Annotated in this window: 19 protein-coding genes; 12 read left to right on the top strand and 7 right to left on the bottom strand. The window is 74.6% G+C overall.

Annotated features, from left to right (window positions below):
• Positions 1-45: 45 nt before the first annotated feature.
• Positions 46-1,059 (bottom strand): zinc-binding alcohol dehydrogenase family protein, encoded by a 1,014-nt coding sequence (locus HD595_RS12985; RefSeq protein WP_253768755.1) that lies wholly within the window; start codon positions 1,057-1,059, stop codon positions 46-48.
• Positions 1,060-1,253: 194 nt separating this feature from the next.
• On the opposite strand from HD595_RS12985, the gene HD595_RS12980 reads away from it, so the two are divergent.
• The 9 genes from HD595_RS12980 to HD595_RS12940 all read left to right on the top strand — a co-directional run bounded on the left by HD595_RS12980 (position 1,254) and on the right by HD595_RS12940 (position 12,181).
• Positions 1,254-2,603, top strand: coding sequence for an NtaA/DmoA family FMN-dependent monooxygenase (locus tag HD595_RS12980; protein WP_253768754.1), 1,350 nt, complete (start codon positions 1,254-1,256; stop codon positions 2,601-2,603).
• 78 nt (positions 2,604-2,681) lie between these two features.
• Entirely contained in the window at positions 2,682-3,860 is a 1,179-nt protein-coding gene (locus tag HD595_RS12975; RefSeq protein WP_253768752.1) for an LLM class flavin-dependent oxidoreductase, read from the top strand.
• Entirely contained in the window at positions 3,857-4,891 is a 1,035-nt protein-coding gene (locus tag HD595_RS12970) for an LLM class flavin-dependent oxidoreductase (RefSeq protein ID WP_253768751.1), read from the top strand. Before HD595_RS12975 ends, HD595_RS12970 begins: the two co-directional genes overlap by 4 nt.
• Complete coding sequence (locus HD595_RS12965) at positions 4,888-6,060, top strand: LLM class flavin-dependent oxidoreductase (RefSeq protein ID WP_253768750.1); 1,173 nt, start codon at positions 4,888-4,890, stop codon at positions 6,058-6,060. The genes HD595_RS12970 and HD595_RS12965 overlap by 4 nt, the downstream gene beginning before the upstream one ends.
• A complete protein-coding gene (locus HD595_RS12960; RefSeq protein ID WP_253768748.1) occupies positions 6,057-6,620 on the top strand; it encodes a flavin reductase family protein in 564 nt (187 codons plus the stop codon). The genes HD595_RS12965 and HD595_RS12960 overlap by 4 nt, the downstream gene beginning before the upstream one ends.
• A gap of 11 nt (positions 6,621-6,631) precedes the next feature.
• Positions 6,632-8,254, top strand: a complete 1,623-nt coding sequence (locus tag HD595_RS12955) for an ABC transporter substrate-binding protein (RefSeq protein WP_253768747.1) — start codon at positions 6,632-6,634, stop codon at positions 8,252-8,254.
• Positions 8,251-9,336, top strand: a complete 1,086-nt coding sequence (locus tag HD595_RS12950) for an ABC transporter permease (protein ID WP_253768746.1) — start codon at positions 8,251-8,253, stop codon at positions 9,334-9,336. Before HD595_RS12955 ends, HD595_RS12950 begins: the two co-directional genes overlap by 4 nt.
• Positions 9,333-10,226 (top strand): ABC transporter permease, encoded by an 894-nt coding sequence (locus tag HD595_RS12945; protein ID WP_253768745.1) that lies wholly within the window; start codon positions 9,333-9,335, stop codon positions 10,224-10,226. The genes HD595_RS12950 and HD595_RS12945 overlap by 4 nt, the downstream gene beginning before the upstream one ends.
• Positions 10,223-12,181 carry a dipeptide ABC transporter ATP-binding protein gene (locus HD595_RS12940; protein WP_253768744.1) on the top strand — a complete coding sequence of 653 codons (1,959 nt, stop codon included), beginning with the start codon at positions 10,223-10,225 and terminating at the stop codon, positions 12,179-12,181. The genes HD595_RS12945 and HD595_RS12940 overlap by 4 nt, the downstream gene beginning before the upstream one ends.
• Positions 12,182-12,191: 10 nt before the next feature.
• Here HD595_RS12940 and HD595_RS12935 read toward each other — a convergent pair whose 3' ends face one another.
• Positions 12,192-12,482: a sensor histidine kinase gene (locus HD595_RS12935; protein ID WP_253768743.1), complete on the bottom strand. Its 291-nt coding sequence runs from the start codon at positions 12,480-12,482 to the stop codon at positions 12,192-12,194.
• 18 nt (positions 12,483-12,500) lie between these two features.
• Between HD595_RS12935 and HD595_RS12930 the strand changes: the two genes are divergently transcribed.
• From HD595_RS12930 to HD595_RS47215, 3 genes are read left to right on the top strand one after another with little or no spacing between them, the layout of a single operon-like run.
• Complete coding sequence (locus HD595_RS12930; RefSeq protein WP_253768742.1) at positions 12,501-13,172, top strand: FAD:protein FMN transferase; 672 nt, start codon at positions 12,501-12,503, stop codon at positions 13,170-13,172.
• Positions 13,057-14,106, top strand: a complete 1,050-nt coding sequence (locus tag HD595_RS12925) for an RNA-guided endonuclease InsQ/TnpB family protein (protein ID WP_420540755.1) — start codon at positions 13,057-13,059, stop codon at positions 14,104-14,106. Before HD595_RS12930 ends, HD595_RS12925 begins: the two co-directional genes overlap by 116 nt.
• Complete coding sequence (locus tag HD595_RS47215) at positions 14,042-14,182, top strand: zinc ribbon domain-containing protein (RefSeq protein WP_420540702.1); 141 nt, start codon at positions 14,042-14,044, stop codon at positions 14,180-14,182. Before HD595_RS12925 ends, HD595_RS47215 begins: the two co-directional genes overlap by 65 nt.
• A 54-nt stretch (positions 14,183-14,236) precedes the next feature.
• Here the strand turns inward: HD595_RS47215 and HD595_RS12920 are convergent, their stop codons facing one another.
• The 5 genes from HD595_RS12920 to HD595_RS12900 form a co-directional block, all read right to left on the bottom strand.
• On the bottom strand, positions 14,237-15,022 hold the full coding sequence (locus HD595_RS12920; RefSeq protein WP_253768741.1) for an alpha/beta fold hydrolase: 786 nt from the start codon (positions 15,020-15,022) through the stop codon (positions 14,237-14,239).
• 132 nt (positions 15,023-15,154) lie between these two features.
• Positions 15,155-15,607, bottom strand: a complete 453-nt coding sequence (locus HD595_RS12915; protein WP_253768740.1) for a hypothetical protein — start codon at positions 15,605-15,607, stop codon at positions 15,155-15,157.
• On the bottom strand, positions 15,604-18,087 hold the full coding sequence (locus HD595_RS12910) for a molybdopterin oxidoreductase family protein (protein WP_253768739.1): 2,484 nt from the start codon (positions 18,085-18,087) through the stop codon (positions 15,604-15,606). Before HD595_RS12910 ends, HD595_RS12915 begins: the two co-directional genes overlap by 4 nt.
• A 35-nt stretch (positions 18,088-18,122) precedes the next feature.
• Complete coding sequence (locus HD595_RS12905; protein ID WP_253768738.1) at positions 18,123-19,730, bottom strand: serine/threonine-protein kinase; 1,608 nt, start codon at positions 19,728-19,730, stop codon at positions 18,123-18,125.
• A complete protein-coding gene (locus HD595_RS12900) occupies positions 19,730-20,128 on the bottom strand; it encodes a MerR family transcriptional regulator (RefSeq protein WP_253768737.1) in 399 nt (132 codons plus the stop codon). The genes HD595_RS12905 and HD595_RS12900 overlap by 1 nt, the downstream gene beginning before the upstream one ends.
• Positions 20,129-20,161: the final 33 nt, after the last annotated feature.

The raw sequence follows: 20,161 nt of genomic DNA, 5'->3' as shown, positions 1-20,161 counted from the left end.
GAGACGGCGGAGAGCCGCGCACGACCGTGCGGGTGAGCCGGGGCGTCAGGCGTTCATGTGCAGGACGGCAGCGCCGGTGATCCGGTCGGCGGCCAGGTCGGCGAGGGCCCGGCCGGCCTCGTCCAGCCCGTACGGCACGGTCGTGACGTGCAGCGGGCTGCGGGCGGCGTGCTCCAGCAGGGCGCGGCCGTCGGCGCGCGTGTTGGCGGTGACGCTGCGCAGCGTGCGCTCCTGGAACAGGTGCTCCTGGTAGTTCAGGGACGGGACGTCGGTCAGGTGGATGCCGGCCACGGCCAGCGTGCCGCCCCGGTCCAGGGCGGCCAGCGCCACCGGCACCAGGTCGCCCACGGGCGCGAACAGGATGGCGGCGTCCAGCGGCTCCGGCGGGGCGTCGTAGGCGTCGCCCGCCGAGGCGGCGCCCAGGTCGAGCGCCAGCCGCCGGGCCTCCGGGGCGCGGGTCAGCACGTGCACGGTCGCCCCCTGGGCGATGGCCACCTGGGCGGTCAGGTGCGCCGACGCGCCGAACCCGTACACGCCGAGCCGCCCGCCCGGCGGCAGCTCGGCGCGCAGCAGCGCCCGGTAGCCGATGATGCCCGCGCAGAGCAGCGGCGCCAGCTTCTCGGCCGGCGGATCGGCGGGGAGGGGGTAGGCGAAGTCCTGCGGGACGGTCAGGTACTCGGCGTAGCCGCCGTCGGCGTCCCAGCCGGTGTAGCGGGAGCGGGGGCACAGGTTCTCGGCGCCCCGGCGGCAGTAGCGGCAGACGCCGCAGGTCGAGCGGAGCCACGCCACGCCCACGCGGGCGCCGTCGGGCAGGTCGGCGCCGGGGCCGCGGCCCGCGACCCGGCCCACGACCTCGTGCCCGGGGACGGTGCGGGGGCGGCGCGGGGTCAGGTCGCCCTCCGCCAGGTGGAGATCGGTGCGGCAGACGGCGCACACCTCGACCCTGACCAGCACCTCGCCGGGGCCGGGCTCGGGGACGGGCAGGCGCACGCGCTCCAGGGGGCCGCCGGCCACGGGTCCCGGCCGGGCCACCACCCACGCCGTCATCGTCTCCGCCATACCTCCATGGTCACACGACCGGCCCCGCGTCTCACGGTGCGCGGCACCCGATGAAAGCACGGCAGAAGGGGACAAAAGAGGGTTGACCGGGATACCTAGTTTTCCTACAGTTTTTATAGGTTATTCGGCCACCCCAACCGAGGAGACCCGTGACCATCCGGACATCCCACCGCCACCAGCGGGCCCGGTAGACCATGCCGCGCACCGCATCGCGCCGAAGACTCCACCTCGCCGCCCACTTCCCCGGCGTCAACAACACCACCGTCTGGACCGACCCCCGCTCCGGCAGCCAGATCGACTTCGCCTCCTTCCTCCACCTCGCCAGGACCGCCGAGCGCGGCCGGTTCGACTTCTTCTTCCTCGCCGAGGGCCTGCGGCTGCGCGAGCTCAAGGGCCGCGTCCACGACCTCGACGTGGCGGGCCGCCCCGAGTCGCTGACCGTGCTGTCCGCGCTCGCCGCCGTCACCGAGCGGCTCGGCCTCGCGGGCACCGTCAGCGCCACCTTCAACGAGCCGTACGAGCTGGCCCGGCGCCTGGCCACCCTCGACCACCTCAGCGAGGGCCGCGCCGCCTGGAACGTCGTCACCACCTCCGACGCCTTCACCGGCGAGAACTTCCGGCGCGGCGGCTTCCTCGACCGCGCCGACCGCTACACCCGGGCCGAGGAGTTCCTGCGCCTCGCCCGCGCGCTGTGGGACTCCTGGCGGCCCGACGCCGTGGCCGCTGACCAGGAGCTCGGCCGGTTCGTCCGGCCCGGCGCCGTCGGCGAGGTCCGCCACCACGGCCGGCACTTCACCGTCCAGGGCCGCTTCACCCTCCCCCGCAGTCCCCAGGGCCACCCCGTGATCATCCAGGCGGGCGACTCCGACGAGGGCAGGGAGTTCGCCGCCGCCAACGCCGACGTCATCTTCAGCCGTCACGGCACGCTGGAGGACGGCCGGGCCTTCTACGCCGACGTCAAGCGCCGCCTGGCCCGCCACGGCCGCGAGCCGCACGAGCTGAAGATCATGCCCGCGGCCACCTACGCGCTCGGCGACACCGACGCCGAGGCGGCCGAGAACGCCGCGGAGATCCGCCGCCTCCAGGTCGGCCCGCAGACCGCGACCGCGTTCCTGGAGCAGATCTGGGGGCGGGACATGTCCGCGCACGACCCCGAGGGGCCACTGCCGGACGTGGAGCCGGCGGCCGACGCGGGCATCTCCCAGGGCCGGGTCCAGGTCGCCGACCGCCTGGCCGTGGCCGCCAAGTGGCGGGCCGTGGCCGAGGAGAAGCGGCTGTCCATCCGCGACCTGGTCATCGAGATGACCGGCCGGCAGTCGTTCGTCGGCTCGCCGGAGACCGTCGCGCGGCGCATGGAGGAGTTCGTCGAGGCGGAGGCCGCCGACGGCTTCATCCTCGTGCCGCACCTGACGCCGGGCGGGCTGGACCCGTTCGTGGACCGTGTCGTCCCGATCCTCCAGGAACGCGGCGTGTTCCGCACCGAGTACACCGGCACCACCCTGCGCGACCACCTCGGCCTCGCCGCGCCGCGGAGGACTCCATGACCGCCTTCCCACGCCCGGCCGCCCCCCGGAGGACTCCATGACCGCCCTCTCGCACCCGGCCGCGCCTGGGAGGACCCCATGAACGACCGTTCCGACACCCCCGCGACGGATCATCTGCACCTCGCCGTCGCCCTCGACGGGGCGGGCCGGCACCCGGCGGCCTGGCGCGAGCCGCCGGCCCGGCCCGCCCGGCTCTTCTCGGCCGGCTACTGGACCGGGCTCGTCGCGGAGGCCGAGCGCGGCCTGCTCGACTTCGTCACCATCGAGGACGCCCTGGGCCCCCAGGCGCCGCCCGACCGCACCGGCCACGTGACGGGCCGGCTGGACGCCGTGCTCCTCGCCGCGCGGCTCGCCCCGGTCACCACGCGCATCGGCCTGGTGCCCACGGCGACGACCACCCACACCGAGCCGTTCCACGTCGCCATCGGCATCGCCACGCTCGACCACGTCAGCGGCGGCCGGGCCGGCTGGCGGCCGCAGATCTCCGCCCGGGCCGAGGAGGCCCGCCACTTCGGCCGCCGCGACCTGCCGGACGTGCTGGAGCCGTACCACGTCGCCGACCTGCTCGACGAGGCCGGCGACGCGGTCGAGGTGGCCCGCAGCCTCTGGGACAGCTGGGAGGACGGCGCCGAGATCCGCGACGTGGCCACGGGCCGCTTCCTCGACCGCGACCGGCTGCACTACGCCGACTTCCGCGGGCGGTGGTTCGACGTCAAGGGGCCGTCGATCACGCCGCGCCCGCCGCAGGGACAGCCGGTCGTCGCCCTGCTCGCCCACGCCGGTCCGGCGCTGGAGCTGGCGGCCCGCTCGGCGGACGTCGTGTTCGTGACGCCGTCCGACCGGGAGGGCGCCGCCGCGCTGGTGCGCCAGATCAGGGCGCTGCCCCGTACGGGGGAGCCGCTGAAGATCTTCGCCGACCTGGTCGTGTTCCTGGGCGCGGGCGCCGCGGAGCGCAAGGCGCGGCTGGACGAGCTGGACGGGGCCGCCTTCGAGGGAGCCGCGTCCGACGCCGCCGTCTTCACCGGAACCCCCGAAGAGCTGGCCGACCTGCTGCTCGACTGGCGCGACGCCGGCATCCAGGGCTTCCGGCTGCGGCCCGGCGGCCTGCCGCACGACCTCAAGGCCGTCACCCGCGGCCTCACCTCCGCGCTGCGCCGGCGCGGCGCGTTCCGCGACGCCTACGAGGCCGGCACCCTGCGCGGGCTGCTCGGCCTGCCCCGGCCGGTCAACCGCCACCTCCCCGTGGGGGCACGATGAAGTTCCTGGCCATCACCCTGATCGCGCACGACGGCCGCAGGTCCGCCACCGAGCGCTTCCGCGAGGTCGTCGACAACGCCGTGCTCGCCGAGGAGCTCGGGTTCGACGGGTTCGGCGTCGGGGAGCGGCACGAGCGGCCGTTCCTCTCCTCCTCGCCGCCGGTCGTGCTCAGCCACATCGCCGCCCGTACCTCCCGCATCCGCCTGTTCACCGCCGTCACCACGCTCAGCCTGCTCGACCCCGTACGCGCCTACGAGGACTACGCCACCCTCGACCACCTGTCCGGAGGCCGCCTCGAACTGATCATCGGCAAGGGCAACGGCACGGCCCAGGCCGAGCTGTTCCACGTCACCGCCGACGACCAGTGGGCGCGCAACCAGGAGGGCTACGAGCTGTTCCGGCGGCTCTGGCGCGAGGACAAGGTCACCTGGCAGGGCCGCTTCCGCCCGTCGCTCACCGACGCCGAGACCTGGCCGCGCCCGCTCCAGCGGCCGATCCGCGTCTGGCACGGCAGCGCCACCAGCAAGGACTCCGTCGACCTGGCCGCCAGGTACGGCGACCCGCTGTTCTCGGCCAACGTCACCAACCCCATCGAGCCGTACGCCGAGCTCATCGACCACTACCGCGAACGCTGGGCCCACTACGGCCACGACCCCGCCGACGCGCTCGTGGGGGCCGGCACCGCCGGGTACTACGCCGCCCGCACCTCCCAGGAGGCCGTCGAGACCTACCGCCCGATCTTCGACGCCCGCCGCGCCCTGTTCGCCAGGCACGGGGTGCGGCCCGTCTTCGACTCGCTGGAGGACGCCGTCGAGCGCGGCTCCATCCTCGTCGGCAGCCCGCAGCAGATCATCGACAAGGTCCACCGCTACCACGCGCGCTTCGGCCACGAGGTCATGCACCTGCACGCCGACGCCGACGGCCTGACCGACAAGCAGCACCGCGAGGCGCTGGAGCTCTTCCAGGCCGAGATCGCGCCCGTGCTGCGCAAGGAGATCCCCAGCCGGCCCTTCCCGGAGGCCCTCGCATGACCACCCCGCTCTCCGTCCTCGACCTGTCGCCCATCCCGTCCGGGGCGAGCGCCCGCGACGCCCTGCGCAACACCCTCGACCTCGCCCGCCGGGCCGAGGAGCTCGGCTATCACCGGTACTGGCTGGCCGAGCACCACCTCGCCGCCGGGGTGGCGAGCTCCGCGCCGGCCGTGCTCATCGGGCTCGTGGCCGCCGCGACCAGCCGCATCCGCGTCGGGTCCGGGGCCGTCCAGCTCGGGCACCAGACGGCGCTGGCCGTCGTCGAGCAGTTCGGGCTGATCGAGGCGCTCCACCCGGGCCGCGTCGACCTCGGGCTCGGCCGCTCCGGCCACCGCGACCGCGCCCCCGGCGAGACACCCGTGGCGCCGCCGGAGCCGGTCTCCCATGAGAGACGCGTCGTGGACGGGCTGCTCATCCCGCCGCCCTTCGACTTCCGCCCGCTCATCGCCTCTCCATGGCTCACCTTCCAGGCGTCGCTGCTCAAGCAGCCCGGCGGCCGGTCGCCCGCCTTCCCCGACCAGGTGGACGACATCCTCGCCTTCCTGCGCGGTGAGTACCGCGCGCCGGACGGCCGGCCCGTCCACGCCGTGCCCGGCGAGGGCGCCGACGTGGAGGTGTGGGTCCTCGGCAGCAGCGGCGGCGAGAGCGCCCGGGTGGCGGGCGAGCGCGGGCTGCCGTTCGCGGCCAACTACCACGTCAGCCCGGCGTCGGTGCTGGAGGCCGTGGCCGCCTACCGGGAGGCGTTCAAGCCGTCGGAGGAGCTGGCCCGGCCGTACGTGATCGTCTCGGCGGACGTGCTCGTGGCGCCCGACGACGCCACCGCGGCCGAGCTGGCCGAGCCGTACGGGCTGTGGGTGCGCGACATCCGCACCGGCGCCGGCGCGCCGCCCTACCCGACGCCCGAGCAGGCCCGCGCCCACTCCTGGACCGAGGAGGAGCGCGCGCTCGTCGCGGACCGGATCGACACGCGCTTCGTCGGCACGCCCGACCGGGTCGCCGAGCGGCTGGACGTGCTGCGTCGCGTCACCGGCGCCGACGAGCTGCTCGTCACCACGATCACCCACGACCACGCCGACCGGGTCCGCTCGTACGAACTGCTCGCCGCCGCCTGGCGCGAGAGGCGCCGGAGGCACGAGGGGGACGCCCGCGCGGAAGGAGCGGCGGCATGACGCGGACCCTGCCCGGCCGGGGAGCGGACGCCGCCCGGGGTGTGGACGCCGGCCGGGGGTTGGACGCCGCCCGGGGTGTGGACGCCGGCCGGTTCCGTGAGGCGCTCGCCGTGCACGCCGCCGGGGTCGTCGTCATCACCGCGCAGAACGACGGCGTCCCGGTGGGGCTGACCGCGACGTCGTTCTCCTCCGTCAGCCTCGCCCCGCCCCTCGTCTCCTTCTACGTGGACCGTTCCTCCACCACCTGGCCCTCGCTGCGCGGCGCCGGCCACTTCGCGGTGAACGTGCTGGCCAGCGACCAGTCGGACGTGGCCGCCCGGTTCGCCCGCAAGGGCGTCGACCGCTTCGCCGAGCCCACCCGCTGGCGGCCCGGGCCGCTCGGCGCGCCGCTGCTCCTCGACGTGTCCGCCCACCTGATCTGCCTGCCGTACGACACCTCCGACGTGGGCGACCACGTGCTCGTCGTCGGCCTCGTCGCGGAGGCCGCCGTCCACGGCGCGAGCCGCCCGCTCCTCTACCACCAGGGCCGCTTCGGCCGCTTCCTCGCCCACCCGTCGTGAAGGGAACACCCGTGAAGCACCTCCGCAGGACGCTTGCCCTGCTGGTCGCCGCCTCCCTCGCGGTGACCGCGTGCGGCGGCGCGCCCCGCGAAACCGCCGCGACCGCCGACGGTGGCGGCCTCACCTGGGCCGTCGAGACGCAGCCGATCACCTTCAACCCCCACCTCTGGGCGCAGAACAAGGCCCGTCTGCTCGTGTGGAACCAGTTCGACGCGCTGCTCGCCCGGGGCGAGGACGGCTCGTTCAAGCCGTGGCTGGCCACCTCCTGGGAGACATCGGCCGACGGCCGCACCTACACCTTCCACCTGCGCGACGGCGTGAGGTTCCACGACGGGGAGACGTTCGACGCCGCGGCCGTCAAGGCCAACCTCGACCAGTTACGGGCCCCCGGCTACAACCCGGCCGTGGCCTCGATCCAGCTCGGCTCGTTCGACCGGGCCGAGGTCGTGTCGCCGACGGAGCTGCGGATCCGCCTGAAGCGGCCGGACGCGCTGTTCCTCGATTTCCTCGCCTCGCCGTACGGGGGGCAGGTCTCCCCGAAGTCCCTCAAGACGGCCAAGAACCTCAAGGCGGGCGGCCCCGACCTGGTCGGCACGGGCCCGTTCATCCTCGACCGGTACGTCCAGGGTCAGGAGGTCCACTACCGGCGCAACCCCGCCTACGCCTGGGCGCCCAGCACCGCCCGGCACCAGGGCCCCGCCCACCTCGCCGAGATCACCTACCGCTTCCTGCCCGAGGCGGCCGTCCGGGTCGGCGCGCTCACCTCCGGCCAGGCGCAGGTCATCGAGGGCGTCCCGGCCACCGAGGTGGACCTCGTCAAGAAGGACCCCGGCCTCGCCTACCAGACCGCGCTCAACTCCGGCTCGGCCTTCACCTACTACTTCAACACCGGGCATCCGCCGTTCGACGACGTGCGGGTGCGGCGGGCGTTCCGCGAGGCCGTGGACCTCGACGCCGTGCTCGCCTCCGTCTACCGCGGGCAGGCCACGCGCGCATGGAGCGTCGTCGGCAGGACCAGCCCCTTCTACGACGCGACGCTGGAGCACACGTACGGCGGCGACCCCGCCAAGGCCAACGCCCTGCTCGACCAGGCCGGATGGACCGGCCGCGACGCCCAGGGCTTCCGCACCAAGGACGGCAGGCGGCTGACGGTCCGCTCGGTCTCCGCGGCGCCGTTCGTCCGCGAGCGGCGCGAGATCCTCGCCCAGGCCGTGCAGGCCCAGGTCAAGCAGAACGCCGGGATCGACTTCCAGATCAAGATCGTGGACCAGGGGTCGGCGCAGCAGGCGTGGGACCGCGACGAGTACGAGGTGTTCGAGAACTCCCGCGGCGACACCGACGCCGGGGCCGCCCTCAACCTCATCCTGGCCAAGCAGGGCCCCATCAACCGCACCCGCTTCTCCGACGCCTCGATCGACACGTGGCTCGCGCGGGCGTCCGCCACGTCCGACACCAAGGCCCGCGCGGCCCTGTACGCCAGGATCCAGCGGGCCGTGGTGACCGAGCACGCGACCGCCTTCCCGATCTACGTGCCGGCGGACCAGATCGCGGCGAGCCGGAGCGTGGAGGGGCTCGGGTTCGACCCGGTCTCGGGCACGCCGCGGAGCGCCTACGACGTCCGGATCGCCCCATGACCCGCCCCGCGGCCCAGGTTCCGATCGCCTCGCCGGCCGCCTCCCCGGATTCTCCCGTCCCGTCGCTGCCTGGTGCCGTGACGGGGGGAGACGCGGTCGGGGACGGGCCGGGCGACGGCGAGAGCGGTGGCGCCGCCGGCGCGCGGCCCTGGCGGCGGGTGGCGCGCCGGGCCGGGGCACGGGTCGCGTCCGCCGTGGCGGTACTGTGGGCCGCCGCGACCCTCGCGTACCTGGCGCTCTGGCTGGCCCCCGGCGACACCGTGGACATCCTCGTCGGCGACGGTCCCGACACCCCCGAGATCAGGGCGCGGATCGTCGCCGAGTGGGGCCTGGACCGCCCCGAGGCGCTCCAGTACCTCTCCTATCTCGGCCGGCTCGCCCACGGCGACCTCGGCCGGTCGTACCAGCTCCAGCGCGGCGTCGGCGAGGTGCTGGCCACGCAGGTGTGGCCGACGGCGCAGCTCACGCTCGCCGCGGCGGGCACCGGGGTCGTGCTGGCCGTCGTGATCGCCGTCCTCACCGCCGGGCGCTCGCGCTGGCCGCGCCGCCTGGCCTCCGCCGCCGAGCTGGTGTCGGTGTCGGTGCCGCAGTTCGTGATCGGGATGCTGCTCCTGGCCGTGTTCTCGTTCTCGCTCGGCTGGTTCCCCGTCTCCGGGGCGCGGGACGCGTCGGCGCTCGTCCTCCCGGCGCTGGCGCTGGGCCTGCCGATCGCCGGCGTGCTGGGGCAGGTGCTGCGCGAGGGGCTGGAACGGGCGCTGGAGCAGCCGTTCGCGGTCACGGCCCGCTCGCGCGGCCTCACCGAGCGGGCGCTGGTCGCGCGGCACGCGCTCCGCCACGCCGCGCTGCCCGCCGTCACGCTCACCGGCTGGTTCGTGGGCGTGCTGCTGAGCGGGGCGGTCATCACGGAGGCGCTGTTCGGGCGGCCCGGGCTGGGCCAGGTCACGATGCAGGCGGTCACGGGCAAGGACATGCCGGTCGTCATGGCCGTCGTGATCCTCTCGGCCGCCGTGTACGTGAGCGTCAGCACGCTGCTCGACCTGGCGTACCGGCTCATCGATCCGCGGCTGAGGAGCGCCGGATGACCACCACCGCCTCATCCGTCGACTCCCTCGACGCCGGACCGGCGACGACGTCCCCGGGCGTGGGCCGGGTCGCCGGGCGGCCTTCCCGCGGCCGGGCCGCGCCCGTCCTGGCGGCGCTGTTCCTGGCCCTGCTCGCCGTGGCCGTCGCCGCCCCCGGCGTCGTCACCGCCGCCGACCCGCTCGCCGCCGACCCCCTGCGCGCCCTGGCCGCGCCCGGCGCGGAGCACTGGTTCGGCACCGACCACCTGGGCCGCGACGTCCTCGCCAGGGTCGTGCACGGGGCGCGGCACTCGCTCAGCATCGGCCTGCTCGCCACCGCCGTCGCCGTGACCGCCGGGGTGCTGCTCGGCCTGGCCGCCGGGCTGGCCCACCGGTGGGCGGGCGAGGCGCTGGCCCGCGCGTTCGACGTGCTCTCGACGTTCCCCGAACTGCTCCTCGCCCTCCTCGTCGTCGCCGTCACCGGCCCCGGCACGGTGAACGTGGTGTTCGCCATCGGCGTCGCGCAGATCCCCACGTACGCCCGGGTCGTGCGCGCCCAGACCTTCGTGGTGCGCCGGTCCGGGTACGTGGAGCAGGCCGTCACCTTCGGCCACCCGCGCGGCCGGATCATCGTCCGCCACGTCCTGCCGAACGCCCTGGACCCCATCCCCGTCCTCGCCACCCTCGGGCTCGGTCAGGCGATCGTCGCCGCCTCGGGGCTCAGCTTCCTCGGCATGGGCCCGCAGCCGCCCGCCGCCGAGTGGGGGGCGATGCTCTCCCAGGCCCGCGACTACCTGCGGGTCGCCTGGTGGGAGGCGCTGTTCCCCGGGCTGGCCATCACGCTGACCGTCGTCTGCGTCACCGTGCTCGGCCGCCGCCTGCAACGCCGCTTCGAGGGGAGAACCACATGATCGACCCACTGACCGATCCGCTCACCGGGCCGGCCGCACGCCGGGAAGCCGCCGCCCGCCGGGAGACGGCCGCACCGGAGGGGGCCGCCGCGCGTCGGGCGACCGTCGCCTCCGAGGAGCCCGCCGCGCGTCAGGAGGGCCGTGCCGGCGGCGCAGGGCCGCTCGTCGAGGTGCGTGACCTGCGCGTGTCGTTCCCCGGCGCGGGGGTCGAGGCCGTGCGGGGCGTGTCGTTCACGATCGCGCCGGGAGAGTGCGTGGCCGTCGTGGGGGAGTCGGGCTCCGGCAAGAGCGTGACGGCCCGTGCCCTGCTGGGGCTGGCCGGTCCGGGATCGGTCGTCAGCGCCTCGGCGCTGACCGTCGGCGGCCGGGACGCGCTCTCCTTCGGGCCCCGCGACTGGCGGCGCGTGCGCGGCGGCTTCGCCGGGCTGGTGCTCCAGGACGCGCTGGTCTCGCTGGATCCGCTGCGCACCGTGGGCGCGGAGATCGCCGAGGTCCTCACCGTCCACCGCGCCACCGCCGCCCGTTCTCTCGCAACGCGTGCGGCCGGCGCCGGTCCCGCCCGGTCCCGGGCCGAGCGGGCGGAGCGCGTACGTGAGCTGCTGGAGGCCGTCGGCGTGCCCGAGCCCGAGGTACGCGCGGGACAGTATCCGCACGAGCTGTCCGGCGGGCTGCGGCAGCGGGCGCTGATCGCCTCCGCCATCGCCGCCGGACCCCCGCTGATCATCGCCGACGAGCCCACCACGGCGCTGGACGTGACCGTGCAGGCCGGGATCCTCCGGCTGCTCGCCGCCCGCAAGGCCGGTGGCACGGCACTGCTGCTGATCAGTCACGACCTGGCCGTGGTGTCCTCGACGGCCGACACGATCCTCGTGATGAAGGACGGCCGCGTCGTCGAGCAGGGGCCGGCCCCCGACGTCCTGGCCTCGCCCCGGCATCCCTACACCCGCGCGCTGCTCGCGGCGATCCCCTCGGCGGCCACCAAGGGCGCGCGCCTGTCCGCGCCCCGGTCACCCGACGCCGTCCGGCCCGCCGGCCCACCCGCCCGCAGGACCGCTGCCGTCAGGAGCGATCCGGCCGCCCGCCGGGCCGTCCCCGCCGAAAGCGATCCGGCCGCTCACCGGACCGTCCCCGCCGAAAGCGGTCCGCCCGCCCGCCGGGCCGATCCCGCCGGGAGCGGCCCGCCCGCCCGCCGGGGCACCCCGGCGCTCGACGTGTCCGGGTTGTCCCTCAGGTACGGCCGGCGGGCCGCCGTGGACGGCGTCTCCTTCACCCTCCGCCCCGGCGAGGCGCTGGGCGTGGTCGGCGAGTCGGGCTCCGGCAAGACCACCCTGGCCCGGCTCGTCCTCGGCCTGCTGGAGCCGCACACCGGCGAGGTGCGGCTGCACGGCCGCCCCTGGAGCGGCGTGCCCGAGCGCCACCGCCGCTCCCGCCGGTCGCTCATCCAGCTCGTCTCCCAGAACCCGCTCGACTCGTTCGACCCCCGGCACACCGTCGGCCGCCTGGTCGCCGAGCCGCTGCGCGGGCCACGCGGCCGGCGTCACGCGCACGCGTTGGAGCTGCTCGAACGCGTCGGCCTGCCCCCGGAGCTGGCCGGGCGGCGGCCCCGCGAGCTGTCCGGCGGCCAGCGGCAGCGGGTGGCCGTCGCCCGCGCGCTCGCCTCGCGCCCCGAGGTGCTGGTCTGCGACGAGCCGGTCTCCGCGCTCGACGTGTCGATCCAGGCCCAGGTGCTGGACCTGCTGGCGGAGATCAAGGAACGGGACGGCACGGCACTGCTGTTCGTCTCGCACGACCTCGGCGTCGTCCATCACCTGTGCGATCGGGTGCTCGTGATGAAGGACGGCCGGGTGGTGGAGGAGGGTGACGTGGACGAGGTCTTCCACCGGCCCCGCCACCTGTACACGCGGGACCTGGTCGCCGCCGTCCCCCGGATGGCCCTCCCGCGGGCCGCCCGCTGACCACCCGTCATCAGGATGGCGCGGTCTCCGCCTCCACCGGGGGCGGCTCGGCGGGCAGGCGGATCCGGAACACCGTGCGGCCCGGCCCGCCGTCCACCCCGGCCGTCCCCCCGTGCGCGGACACCACCGCGCGCACGATCGCCAGCCCCAGCCCCGTGCCGCCGGAGGCGCGCGAGCGGTCCTTGTCCACCCGGGAGAACCGCTCGAAGATCTCCTCCCGCAGCTCCGCCGGGACGCCCGGCCCGTCATCGGCGACGGTGAGCTCGGCGCCGTCCGGCAGCGGACGCACGGCGACCGTCACGGTGGTGCCCGCGGGCGTGTGGAGGCGGGCGTTGGCCGGCAGGTCGACCCGTCCAGACTGGTCAAGGGGTGGGCGATCGAGCGCGCCTCCGGCCTGCTCACGGCCGCGGGCGCGCCCCGGCACACCGTCAACGGCGGGGGAGACGTCCGGCTCGGCGCCGGGCCGGAGCCGGGCCGTCCCTGGCGCGTCGGCGCCGCCGCCCCGCCCACGGCGGCCGGCCACCCGGCGCGTGACGCGCTGCTGACTGTGGTCGCGGGGTCGGACCTGGCGGTCGCCACCTCCGGTACGGCCGAGCGCGGCCACCACATCCTCGAGTCGCGCACAGGCCGCCCCGCCACCGCCCTCGCCTCCGTCACGCTGGTCGGCCCCTGCCTCACGACCGTGGACGCCTACGCGACCGCCGCCTTCGCCATGGGGCAGGCGGCCCGCGACTGGGAGGAGGACATGGACGACCTGGAGGCGCTGGCGGTCACGGCCACGGGCGAGACGTGGCGGACCAGCGGCTTCCACCGCCACGTGCCGCCATGGCATAGGTCATGCGATAACGTCTTCGGCTGTGAGGCTGGTGGTGCAGGTGAAGCTCGTGCCGACGCCCGAACAGGCGGCGGCTTTGGAGGCCACGCTGCGCACTGCCAACAAGGCCGCCGATCTCGTTTCGCGCATCGCCTTCCAGCAGTGGTGTTTCCGTAACTTCGACCTGCGTAAGCACACCTACGAGCAGGTCAAGGCTGCCTTTGGTCTGGGCGCGCAGGCCGCACAGCACGTGATTAAGAAGGTCTGCGACGCCTACCGCACGCTGCATGCCAACCTGGCCGCCGGGAACCTCGGCAAGCCAGGATCGGCGCGGCGCGTCAAGGCCGAAAGCAAACCGATCTCCTTCCGCCCCCAGGCCGCCCAGCCGTATGACGACCGGTGCCTGTCCTGGCAGCACGCCGACCGGACGGTGTCGATCTGGACGACCGCCGGGCGGCTGCGCGGCATCGCCTTCACCGGCTCAGCCCAGCAGCTCGTGCTGCTGGCCAAGCACCGCAAGGGCGAGTCCGACCTGGTGTGGCGGGACGGCATGTGGTTCCTGCACGCCACCGTCGAGGTACCGGACGTGCCGGTCACCGCGCCGGGCGGGTTTGTCGGGGTGGATCTCGGTATCGCCAACATCGCCACCACCAGCCAGGGCGTCCGGCACAGCGGCAAGCACGTGAACGCGATCCGGCGCCACAATCGTGAGCTGCGCCGCCGCCTGCAGGCCAAGGCCACCAAGTCGGCCAAGCGGCTGCTGAAACGGCGCCGCCGCAAGGAGGCCCGCTTCGCCGCAGACCTCAACCACCGCATCGCCAAGCAGATCGTGACCGAGGCAGAACGCACCGGGCGCGGCATCGCTCTGGAAGACCTCCAGGGCATCCGCGATCGGGTACGGCTTCGCAAGCCCCAGCGGGTCACGCTGCACGCGTGGAGCTTCCACCAGCTGGGAGCCTTCATCGCCTACAAGGCGGCCCGGGCCGGGGTCGCCGTCATCCACGTGGATGCGGCCTACACCTCCCAGCAATGCTCGCACTGCGGACATGTGGACAGGAACAACCGGCCCGAACCAGGAAACCTTCACCTGCACGTCGTGCGGCTTCGCTGAGCACGCCGACGTCAACGCAGCCCGCAACATCGCCTCACGCGGTGCGGCGGGCTGGGCAGTGAGTCACGCTGCCTGACGCGGACCCCGGCCGTCGAGACCATCCACGGCGAGGAGCTGCGAGCTCGGTCCTTCACGGCCGAGAAGCTGACAGGACTCCTGCCTGTTTGGCCGCCCCGCTGATGAGCGCGGCCGTCAGCCCGCCGTGCTGGTACGGGAAGGCGTGCGCCCCCGGCACGGTCACCGACCGCCCGTCGGCGGCGGCCGCGGCCAGCCGGTCCGCCCACGGCTGGGGCGAGAACGCGTCGTGGACGCCCCGGGCGACGACCATCGGGCACGCCACGGCCGGCACCAGCTTCTCCGGCTCGTCCTCCTGCGCCGTGCGCACGAAACGGGCCAGCGCCTTCAGCCCCGCCCGCCGGTAGTACGGCATCGTCGCCTTGAGCAGGCCCGCCGGCTCGTGCCCGGTCGTGCGGACGTACGGCAGCAGCAGGCCGGGGCCGGTGCGCAGGTTCGGCGGGAACGTCGGCCCGAGCAGGACCAGCGCGCGGACCAGGTCAGGCCGCTCGGCGGCCACCCGGAGCGCGACCTGCGCCCCCGTGGAGTGCCCGGCCAGCACCACCGGCCCGGCCGGCACGGTCTCCAGCCACCGCGTGACCAGCTCCGTCACGGCGGGCAGCTCGGGCGGGCACGACCACGGCGGGCGCCGCCCGAACCCGGGCACGTCGAGCAGGAACGAGCGCGCCCACGGGCCGCAGCCGGCCAGCGTGTCGAACAGGTAGCCGAGGGCGCCGAGCCCGGGGACGATGACCACGGTCCGGCGGTCGGGGTTCTCCCGTCCCGTTTCGAGGCTGCGCACCCGCGGCCCTCCGGCCCCGTCCCAGCGCTCGTCCACGTGTACCCGCCCCAATTCCGTCACCCACTCGTCCGTGTCCCGCCTTTCCCCGTCCCAACGTCGCGGCCGGACCGCCCGTTCCCGTCCGCTCAGCTCACGACTGGACCGCCCGTTCCCCGCCCGGTCAGCTCACCAGGGCCTGGGTGGCCGACTCCTTCAGCCGGGCGTTGGCCCAGCGCACCTGCCGCAACGTCTGCGGATGGCACCGCTCGGCCAGCTCCAGCAGCTCCTTCTGCCGCGCGCGCCCTGCGCCGCCTGGGCCAGCAGCTCCCAGTCCAGCGACACCCCCGACGCCACCCGGTATAGGTGACGCAGGTCGGCCAGCAGCAGCAGCCCCGGCTCCTTGCGGCGGCCCAGCCACTCGGCGGCCTTCTCCCGCACCCGCTCGGCCACCGTGGACTCGCCCGCCGGCTCCGCGTCCAGCTTCACGCCGTAGTGCTCGCCGATCCGCGCCAGCTCCCGCACGTGGTCGTGGCACCACCGGACCAGGTCGCGGGCCACGTGGTAGGTCTCGTGGTCGGCCTTGTGCCGCTCCGAGAGCCGCAGCAGGACGTGGGCCAGCTCGTTCTCGGAGCGGTGCAGCTCCTTGATCACCAGGTCCAGCTTCATCGCGCGCCTCCCGACGCCGCCACGGACTCCTCGGCCTCCGCCTCGGCCCCGCCGCGCGTGGCGGGCACCTCGCCCCCCGGCCCGGCCGGCCACGACGCGGTGGTCGTCGGCGCCGGAGCGGGCAGCCCCCGGCCGCGCTCGACCAGCGAGACGCGCGCCGCCGCGGTCTTGAACAGCGGCTGCTTGGAGACGGGGTCCCAGTCGGTGACCGTGGCCTCGTTCGCCGCCCGCCCCATGCCCTTGTCGGGGCCCTTCTCCGGGTCGTAGGCGTCCGGCCGGTCCCAGTAGCCGTAGTGGAACGGCAGGAACAGCACGCCGTCACGGATCCCGCCGACCCGCAGCCGCGCCTGGACGCCGCCCCGCCGCGTCGCCACCTCCAGCAGGTCGCCCTCGGCGAAGCCGAGCCGCTCGGCGTCCGCCGCCGCCATCTCCACCCACACCTCGGGAGCGGCCCGCTGGAGCTGCGGGGCGCGCGCGGTCTTGGTGCGGGTGTGGAAGTGGTAGAGCGTGCGCCCCGTCGTCAGGGCGAACGGGAACTCCTCGTCCGGCGGCTCGTGCGGCGGGATGTACTCGGCCGCCTTGATGACCGCCTTGCCCTCCGGGTTGAGCGCCTTGTACTCCGTCGGGGACAGCGGCGCGCCCGTGACGAGGTCGCGGCCGTAGTCCTCGCAGACCTCCGGCGCGCTCCAGAACGCGCCGTCCGCGTAGAGCCGCTCGGTGCCGTCGGGGTGGGCGTCGTCGCACGGCCACTGCACGCCGCTGCCGCCGCGCAGCTTCTCGTACGACAGGCCGGTGTAGTCGCACGGCCGCCCGCGCGAGCACTCCTTCCAGCCCTCGAACGCGCCCTCCGGGTCGCTCCACTTCACCAGCGGCGCCCCGTCCTTGTCGCGCAGGTCGAGGCGGTGCGCGAAGTCGAGGAAGATGTCCAGGTCGGGACGGGCCTCGCCGGGCGGGTCCACGGCCTTCTCCGACAGGTGAACGGTGCGGTCGGCGTTCGTGAACGTGCCCGTCTTCTCGCCCCACGTCGCGGCCGGGAGCACCACGTCGGCCAGCTCGGCCGTCTCCGACAGGAAGATGTCCTGCACCACCAGGAACAGCCGCTCCTGGGCCAGGATCGAGCGGATGCGGTGCAGCTCCGGCATCGACACGGCCGGGTTGGTGCCCGAGACGTAGAGGAAGCGGATCGAGCCGTCCTCCACGTAGCGGAACATCTGCATGGCGTGGGTGGGCGGCGAGTAGTGCGGGATGGCGAGCTGGTCGACGTTCCAGATCCGCGCCAGCTCCGCCACGTGCGCGTCGTTGGACCAGTTGCGAAAGCCCGGCAGGTCGCCGTCGGCGCCGCACTCGCGGGTGTTCTGCGCCGTGGGCTGGCCGTTCATCTGCAGGACGCCGCAGCCGGGGCGGCCCAGCATGCCGCGTACCAGGTGGACGTTGTTGACCTGCACCGACGCGGCGGTGGCCTGGTGCGACTGGTAGAAGCCCTGCAGGACGGTGGACAGCAGGCGGCGGGCCGTGCCGATCAGCCGGGCCGCCTCGCGCAGCCGGGCGACCGGCACGTCGCAGATCCGCGCGGCCTCCTCGGCGGGGTAGTCGGCCACCCGCTCGCGCAGCTCCTCGAAGCCGACCACGTGGTCGCGCAGGTAGTCCTCGTCGATCCAGCCGTTGGCGATGATCTCGTTCAGCAGGCCGTTCATCAGCGCGACGTTCGTGCCGGGGCGGTTGGCCAGGTGCACGGCCGCGGCCCGGGCGGCGGGTGTCTCGCGCGGGTCGACGCAGATCAGCGCGGGCGGGTTCGGCCCGGCGAGCCGGTCGAGGATCCGCGCCCACAGCACGGTCTGGGTCTCGGCCACGTTGTGTCCGTACAGGGCGATCACGTCGGCGTGGTCCACGTCGGCGTACGAGCCCGGCTGGCCGTCGCTGCCGAACGACTCCTTGAGCGCGGCCGCCGCCGTGGCCGTGCACAGCCGGGTGTTGCCGTCCACGTGGTTCGTGCCGATGCCGCCGTGCGCGATGAGGCCGAGCGTGTAGTACTCCTCCAGGAAGAGCTGGCCCGTGGTGTAGAAGGCGAGCGCGCTCGGGCCCTGCTCGGCCAGCAGCTCCTTGGCGCGGCCCGCGACGCGGTCCATCGCGGTGTCCCAGTCGCACTCGACCAGCCGGCCGCCCTCGCGCACGAGCGGCCTGGTCAGCCGGTCCGCCGAGTGGTTCGCCTGCCAGCCGTACAGGTCCTTGGGGCCCAGCCGGCCGCGGTTGACCCGGTCGGCGGCGCGGCCCCGGACCCCCACGATGCGGCCGTCGCTGACCGCGATGTCCAGGGCGTCACCGTTGCTGTGCAGGATCGACGCGCTCTGCGCCCAGCGCTCCACGTCCTGCTCGCCGACCCCGTCCTGGAGGAAGCGGTCCACGCGCACCCGCCACTCTTCCCCTGGCCCGTACGGCGTGCGCGTGCCCCACGGCTCGGCGATCCTGTCGACTTTCGGCATGCCGCCTCGCTACCCCCTGGGCGAGGGGACACGCGTCACGTCGGGAAATGCAGGATCACGTACTCGTACTCGCCCTCGCCGGCCCGCTTGAACGTCCCGTCGCCGTCGAGGTCGCGGAACACGGTCAGGTACACGTCCTGCCGCTGGTCCGCCACCGCCGTGTCCACCTTGTCGCGGAAGAAGCGGGAGACGTAGACCTTGTCCTGGGTGCCGGACTGGTGGGAGACGCGGGTGCCGATCAGGTAGTTGTGGCCCTCGTTGTCGAGGTACAGCCGTCCGGAGCCGTACTCGTAGTCGGCGATCCCGGTGCCCGGCCGGAAGCAGGGGTGGTCGGCGACCTTGCCGCCGTCGCTGATCGAGAAGACCGAGTCGTCGGTCCACGCGCAGACCTGGAGCGCCTCGTCCTTCTTCAGCGTGGGGAAGCGCAGCTCGAACGGGCTCCGCTTCATGGCGACGGTGGTGACCGGCTTGTCGAGGTCGGACAGGCTGAGCGGGCTGGCGGCGCCGTCCTGCCAGACCTCCAGCCCGAGGCGCGGCGTGCGGCTGAGCTGGCCGGCGGCCGCAGGGGTCACCGGTGCCGAGGGAGTGGGAGTGGGGGTGGGGGTCGGGCCGGGGCCCCGGCCGAGGTTCGTGGTGAGGAGGACCGCGCCGGCGACCAGGGCGGCGGCGGCTCCGACGACGACCGCCGACCGCACGACGGCCCGGGCCCGCGCCTGACCGGGCCGGGTCGTGTCCTTCCTCGGGGGCGGCGGGGTGCTCGCATGGTGCGGGTACGGGGTGATCGGAGGTCGGGACGGCGGAGGCGTCATCAGGTACGGGGAGTTCGCCCCGCCCGGCCGGTCCTCCATCAGCCCCAGCAGCACCTGCTGCGCGCTCGGCCGCCGCGCCGGGTCCTTGGCCAGGCAGGCGGCCACGTACTCGCGTAACCGCCCGCCCAGCGCGCCGAGCTCCGGCTCGGCGTGCATGATGCGGTAGATGACGGCCGGGAGCTGCTCGTGCCCGAACGGCGGCCGGCCGTTGGCGGCGAACGCGATCGTGCAGCCCCAGGCGAACATGTCCATCGGCGGCCCCGCCGGGTCGCCCGAGAGCTGCTCGGGCGCCATGTACGCGGGCGTGCCGACGGCGCCGCTGACGGTGGCGGAGGAGGCGTCGAGCGGCCGGGCGATGCCGAAGTCGATGACCCGCGGGCCGTCGGCGGCGAGCAGCACGTTCGCGGGCTTGAAGTCGCGGTGCACCACCCCGGCCGCGTGGATGGCGCCCAGCGCCGTGGCCGTCGCGATGGCCAGCCGGTCGAGGTCGGCGCCCTTCAGCACGCCCCGCTCGCGCACGGCCTGTAGCACCGACGGGCCCTCGACGTACTCGCTGACCACGTACGGCGGGTCGGCGCCGGGATCGGCCGCGAGGACGCGGGCCGTGCAGAACGGCGCCACCCGCTGGAGCGCCGCCAGCTCCCGCTCGAAGAAGCGCCGCAGGTCGGAGCCGGACCCGAACCCGTCGTGCAGCAGCTTGACGGCCACCTTCACCCCGGCCGGCGACGTGCCGAAGAACACGGTCCCCTGGCCGCCCTCGCCCAGCCGGCCGTGCAGCACGTACCCGGCGATCTCCCGGGGATCCGTGGAGCGCAGCGGCCGCAGCGACGGCATCAGCGGCCGCCGGGCGACTGCGCGGCCGGCTCGGGCGCCTTGTCCTGCCGCACGACCTCCAGGTACTCCTCGATCGCGTCGCGGTTGCGGGTCAGGCAGGCGATGCGGTGGTTCATGCGGTCCAGCTCCCCCTCCAGGGTGGCGAGCATCTCCGGCGTGGCGTCCTTGAAGTGGATGACGCGAGGTTTGTCCAGGCAGGGCAGGATCTGCTTGATGATCCGCGTGGGCAGCCCGGCGTCGAGCAGCCCGCGGATCTGCACGACCCGGTCCACGAACCGCTCGTCGTAGTCGCGGTAGCCGTTCGCGCACCGGGTGGGCATGATCAGCTCCTGCTCCTCGTAGTATCGCAGCAGCCGCCGCGGCGTGCCGGTGCGTTCCGCCAGCTCTCCGATTCGCACGTGACCGACCTCACATGTCGTCGCGTTGACCCT

The organism is Nonomuraea roseoviolacea subsp. carminata (assembly GCF_024172185.1).
Taxonomy (GTDB): Bacteria; Actinomycetota; Actinomycetes; order Streptosporangiales; family Streptosporangiaceae; genus Nonomuraea; species Nonomuraea roseoviolacea.
The sequence above is the reverse complement of the archived record's forward strand: the minus strand, read 5'-3'. Positions and strand labels throughout refer to the sequence as shown.

Excerpts from the sequence above, each read along its gene's own strand:
- HD595_RS12960 (WP_253768748.1), top strand. The coding sequence starts at position 6,057 with ATGACGCGGACCCTGCCCGGCCGGGGAGCGGACGCCGCCCGGGGTGTG.
- HD595_RS12950 (WP_253768746.1), top strand. The coding sequence starts at position 8,251 with ATGACCCGCCCCGCGGCCCAGGTTCCGATCGCCTCGCCGGCCGCCTCC.
- HD595_RS12980 (WP_253768754.1), top strand. The coding sequence starts at position 1,254 with ATGCCGCGCACCGCATCGCGCCGAAGACTCCACCTCGCCGCCCACTTC.
- HD595_RS12905 (WP_253768738.1), bottom strand. The coding sequence starts at position 19,730 with ATGCCGTCGCTGCGGCCGCTGCGCTCCACGGATCCCCGGGAGATCGCC.
- HD595_RS12985 (WP_253768755.1), bottom strand. The coding sequence starts at position 1,059 with ATGGCGGAGACGATGACGGCGTGGGTGGTGGCCCGGCCGGGACCCGTG.
- HD595_RS12945 (WP_253768745.1), top strand. The coding sequence starts at position 9,333 with ATGACCACCACCGCCTCATCCGTCGACTCCCTCGACGCCGGACCGGCG.
- HD595_RS12910 (WP_253768739.1), bottom strand. The coding sequence starts at position 18,087 with ATGCCGAAAGTCGACAGGATCGCCGAGCCGTGGGGCACGCGCACGCCG.
- HD595_RS12970 (WP_253768751.1), top strand. The coding sequence starts at position 3,857 with ATGAAGTTCCTGGCCATCACCCTGATCGCGCACGACGGCCGCAGGTCC.
- HD595_RS12965 (WP_253768750.1), top strand. The coding sequence starts at position 4,888 with ATGACCACCCCGCTCTCCGTCCTCGACCTGTCGCCCATCCCGTCCGGG.
- HD595_RS12975 (WP_253768752.1), top strand. The coding sequence starts at position 2,682 with ATGAACGACCGTTCCGACACCCCCGCGACGGATCATCTGCACCTCGCC.
- HD595_RS47215 (WP_420540702.1), top strand. The coding sequence starts at position 14,042 with ATGTGGACAGGAACAACCGGCCCGAACCAGGAAACCTTCACCTGCACG.
- HD595_RS12915 (WP_253768740.1), bottom strand. The coding sequence starts at position 15,607 with ATGAAGCTGGACCTGGTGATCAAGGAGCTGCACCGCTCCGAGAACGAG.
- HD595_RS12940 (WP_253768744.1), top strand. The coding sequence starts at position 10,223 with ATGATCGACCCACTGACCGATCCGCTCACCGGGCCGGCCGCACGCCGG.